Annotated in this window: 4 protein-coding genes; 2 read left to right on the forward strand and 2 right to left on the reverse strand. The window is 67.0% G+C overall.

Translation table 11 applies throughout. From position 1 onward, the window contains the following. Nucleotides 1–9 precede the first annotated feature (9 nt). Nucleotides 10–843 (reverse strand): DUF5336 domain-containing protein, encoded by an 834-nt coding sequence (locus AC2VOG_RS19555; protein ID WP_486941484.1) that lies wholly within the window; start codon nt 841–843, stop codon nt 10–12. A gap of 251 nt (nt 844–1,094) precedes the next feature. On the opposite strand from AC2VOG_RS19555, the gene AC2VOG_RS19560 reads away from it, so the two are divergent. Together AC2VOG_RS19560 and AC2VOG_RS19565 are read left to right on the forward strand one after the other, a co-directional pair. After that, nucleotides 1,095–1,943 carry an LLM class F420-dependent oxidoreductase gene (locus AC2VOG_RS19560; RefSeq protein WP_486941485.1) on the forward strand — a complete coding sequence of 283 codons (849 nt, stop codon included), beginning with the start codon at nt 1,095–1,097 and terminating at the stop codon, nt 1,941–1,943. 14 nt (nt 1,944–1,957) lie between these two features. Next, nucleotides 1,958–2,350, forward strand: coding sequence for a hypothetical protein (locus tag AC2VOG_RS19565; RefSeq protein WP_486941486.1), 393 nt, complete (start codon nt 1,958–1,960; stop codon nt 2,348–2,350). Between the two features lie 4 nt (nt 2,351–2,354). Here AC2VOG_RS19565 and AC2VOG_RS19570 read toward each other — a convergent pair. Beyond that, nucleotides 2,355–3,869: acetyl-CoA acetyltransferase (locus tag AC2VOG_RS19570; RefSeq protein ID WP_486941487.1), on the reverse strand; the 1,515-nt coding region annotated here is incomplete at its 5' end.

Here is a 3,869-nt window from a genome sequence, read left to right on the forward strand (position 1 = left end):
CGAACCCAGTCAGGACTGTGCGGGCCCCGATGGCGAGGACGGCGCCTGCGGCTGCTGGCCTGACCCGAACGACTGCTGGCCGTGGCCCGACCCGCTCTGGTCGGAGGAGTTGCCCTGGCCCGAGGCGTTCGAGCCAGACGACGGCGGCGGGCTGAAGCTCGGAAAACCTGTTGGCGGGGTGGGTGATCCGTGCTGGGACTGCGCCGAGCTCGGCTGCGGTCCGGACTGCGCGGCGAACCCGCCGGTGTTCGCGCCCGAGGGGTAGCCGCCGTACTGCGTGCCGTAACCAGACTGCTGGTAGGGGCTCTGCTGCTGACCGTAGTAGCCGCCGTACTGGCCGTAGTACTGGTCGTACTTGGGGCGGGGTGCCGGCGCCGTGATGACGCCCGCATCCAGCAGCAGAGCGCTGATGGCCAGCGCCGCCTGCACGACAGCGGTCGTCACCGCGATCCACAATCCGGCGCCCCGGCCCGTGGCGTCGACAGTGTCTTGTATCAGCAGTAACGCGCCCAGGAGAGATACCGCGGTCACCACCGCGAGGAAGTTCTTGGCCTTGGGAAGCAGGTTCACTGCCGCCAGCAGACCGGCCAGCAGCACCAAGTCCAGCGACAGGGTGCTGCCCTTCTCGACCAGCTCGTCGCCATTGGGCAAGACGCGCGACACCATCGGGAAGTAGCTCGCCAGATAGGTCAACACACCGAGAACCGCGACCGCGATGATCAAATAGTGCTTGAGGTTCGTCTCGGTGTCCTCGGACCTCGCGAACGAGGTCGATGCCGGACCCCGGTACGAGCCGGGCGACTGCGCGGGGGGATATCCGGGGTTGCCGGGCGGGTAAGTCATGGCTTCTCCTGTGCTTTCCGATACGTGTGCGGCACCACTGTCGTGCGACGCTGGTTACTCCCGCGCGGCGCCTCCCGCGAGGCTACCGGTAAACGCCGGGTCAACACCGTAGGCCGCAGCCGGCGGGAGCTTTGCGACGCGAACCGATCAACAACGCTAGCCCATCTCGGGCACGGAGTCGTTGCACATCTCGGCAGCCGGCCCCCACCCCGATGGTTGCCCGCGAGATTGGAACACGTTCTAATTCATCCATGGACTATGGACTCGTGCTGTTCACCAGTGATCGCGGAATCTCCCCGGCAGCGGCCGCCACTCTTGCCGATAACCACGGGTTCACCACGTTCTATGTACCGGAACACACCCACATTCCGGTCAAGCGCCAGGCCGCCCACCCAACCACCGGCGACGAGACGTTGCCCGACGACCGCTACATGCGCACGCTGGATCCGTGGGTGAGCCTCGGCGCGGCGTGCGCCGTCACGTCGCGGGTACGGCTGTCCACCGCGGTGGCTTTGCCAGTCGAACATGACCCGATCACGCTGGCCAAATCCATCGCGACGCTCGACCACCTCTCGGGTGGGCGGGTCAGCCTGGGCGTCGGGTTCGGCTGGAACACCGATGAACTGGCCGACCACGGTGTGCCGCCCGGCCGTCGCCGAACCATGCTGCGCGAATACATCGAAGCGATGCGGGCGCTGTGGACCAAAGAAGAGGCCTCCTACGAAGGTGAATTCGTCAATTTCGGGCCGAGTTGGGCGTGGCCCAAGCCGGTGCAGTCGCACATCCCGGTGCTGGTCGGTGCGGCCGGCACGGAGAAGAACTTCACGTGGATCGCCCGCAGCGCCGATGGCTGGATCACGACGCCACGTGACTTCGACATCGACACGCCGGTGCGGGTGTTGCAGGACACCTGGGCCGCGGCGGGTCGTGACGGCGCGCCGCAGATCGTTGCGCTGGACTTCAAGCCGGTGCCGGAGAAGTTGGCGCACTGGGCCGAAATCGGGGTCACCGAGGTGTTGTTCGGGCTGCCCGACAAGTCCGAAGATGAGGTGGCCGCGTATGTCGAGAGGTTGGCGGGCAAGCTTGCCGCGGCGGTTTAGCTGACAGGAGGCGCATGACCGAGCACGGCCGCCACTTCCCCTTCCGATACGAGACCCGGCTGGCGCCGCTGTGGCTGGCCTTCCGGGCGTGGCCGAGCAAACAGGGTGTCACCGTCACCGATGACGGCCTGCTGATCGCCCGTTACGGCCCGTTCCGGGTCGACGCGCCGCTGTCCCAGATTCAGGACGCGCATATCACCGGGCCCTACCGCTGGTGGACCGCGGTGGGCGCCCGACTTTCGCTGGCCGACGACGGCCTGACCTTCGGCACCAACGCAACGCAGGGCGTGTGCATCCACTTCGAGCCGCGGATCCACCGCGTGATCGGTCTGCGCGACCACTCGGCGCTCAACGTGACTGTCGAGGACTGCGAAGGCCTGGTGGCCGCACTGGAATTGCCGCACTGAGGAGCTAAGCGAGCCAAGCCTGGTTGATGCCCCCGTCGCTCGACTTCACGGTGATTTCGGCGCCGAGCGGGTCACCGTCGGTCATCACCGCCACCAAGTCCTCGTCTTCGGTGAGCGCCATGAAGCGCGAGCCGTCTGCGGCCAACCTGCCGATGATGACACCGGTCGTCGCCGGCCAGTCGTACCGTACGGAGTACGTCTCAATGGTGGCTGCGCCGTTGGCGTTTCGAGTGACCGGTACCTTCGGCAGGGCAGCGATGTGTTGCTGCAACTCCTTGCTCCGGTCAGCCGCCCAGTCGCCAGGGGTTGTCGAGTACACGCCCACCGAATACTTGCTCATCACACCGCCGTTGGCGCCGACGAGCCCGAACGCGCCGGGTTTGTCGCGCATGGCGGTCACGGTCTCGGCGATACCGTGCAGCGAATAGCTGTTGCCGGGGCCGCCGAAGTACGGCAGGCCGCCAGTCAGCGTCAGGCCGCGTGGGTCGTCGGCGGCGAGGGCGAACTCGTCGCACACCGCGAACACCGGAAACGGGAAGCAGCTGTAGAGGTCGAACGTCGTCACGTCGTCGATGCCGATGCCCGCGCCGCGGAGCGCTTCTGCCACAGCCTGTTTGGCGGAGTAGCTGATACTGACGTCGACGCGGTCCAATAAATCCTGCTCGGTCTGATCGGCATGCCCGCGCAGATAAACCCACTTGTCCTCGGGCACACCAAGCCGGCGGGCCGCCGACACCGACATCACCAGCGCGGCGGCTCCTTGATTGACGGTGTCGCGCGCCACCAGCAACCGCGGGTATGGGTCGCAGATCATCCGGTTCTCGTCGGTGACGGTTTCGATCTCGGCCACCGAACGCTCCACCGGTGAGGACGAGAACCGGTTCGCAGCAGCAACTTTCGAGAAGGGGGCGAAGAGCTCGGCCATTGCACGCCGGTAGTCGGCGACGCTGAGCCCGAGCCGTCCTCGGCGCGCGTTGTCGAGCAGCCCGTACTGGACGGGCGCTCCGGTCAGCCCGTGCTTGGCGGTGTACTCGCTCATGTACTGCTCGAAACCGTAGCCGCGGTCCTCGAGCTGGCCACCGATGTGTTCGGTGAAGTCCGGCTTGTCGTCGCGCCCGGCGAAGTACTTCGCCGTCGACCCGGGCTCGGACCCGAGGATCAACGCGACCTCGATGTCACCGGCCGCGATCGCCCCGGCGAACTCCGTCATCAGCTTCTGCGGACCGTTGCCACCGATCGGCTCGAGCACCGCACGCGCCGGATCGGCGCCCACCCGATTGGCCACCGAACGGACGTAATTGTCCGAACAGCCGAACGGCGGCCGATTGAACGGCGTGCAGATCTCGAACTGGCGCAGACCGGCGAACACCTCGATGGCCAACGCCACCGCGGTCACGTCGGCGCCGGTGTCGGCGAGCGCGGCCCGCACCGCCTCGGTCGCCAGTTCGACCGAGGACATGCCGCGGTAACCGGGATCGTCGATGCGCTCGGTGAACTGGCCCACGCCGACGACGACGGG

It is taken from the genome of Mycobacterium sp. TH-M11 (assembly GCF_057473725.1).

Bases quoted from the DNA above. Each gene is read 5' to 3' on its own strand.
- AC2VOG_RS19555 (WP_486941484.1), bottom strand. From the start codon at position 843: ATGACTTACCCGCCCGGCAACCCCGGATATCCCCCCGCGCAGTCGCCC.
- AC2VOG_RS19560 (WP_486941485.1), top strand. From the start codon at position 1,095: ATGGACTATGGACTCGTGCTGTTCACCAGTGATCGCGGAATCTCCCCG.
- AC2VOG_RS19565 (WP_486941486.1), top strand. From the start codon at position 1,958: ATGACCGAGCACGGCCGCCACTTCCCCTTCCGATACGAGACCCGGCTG.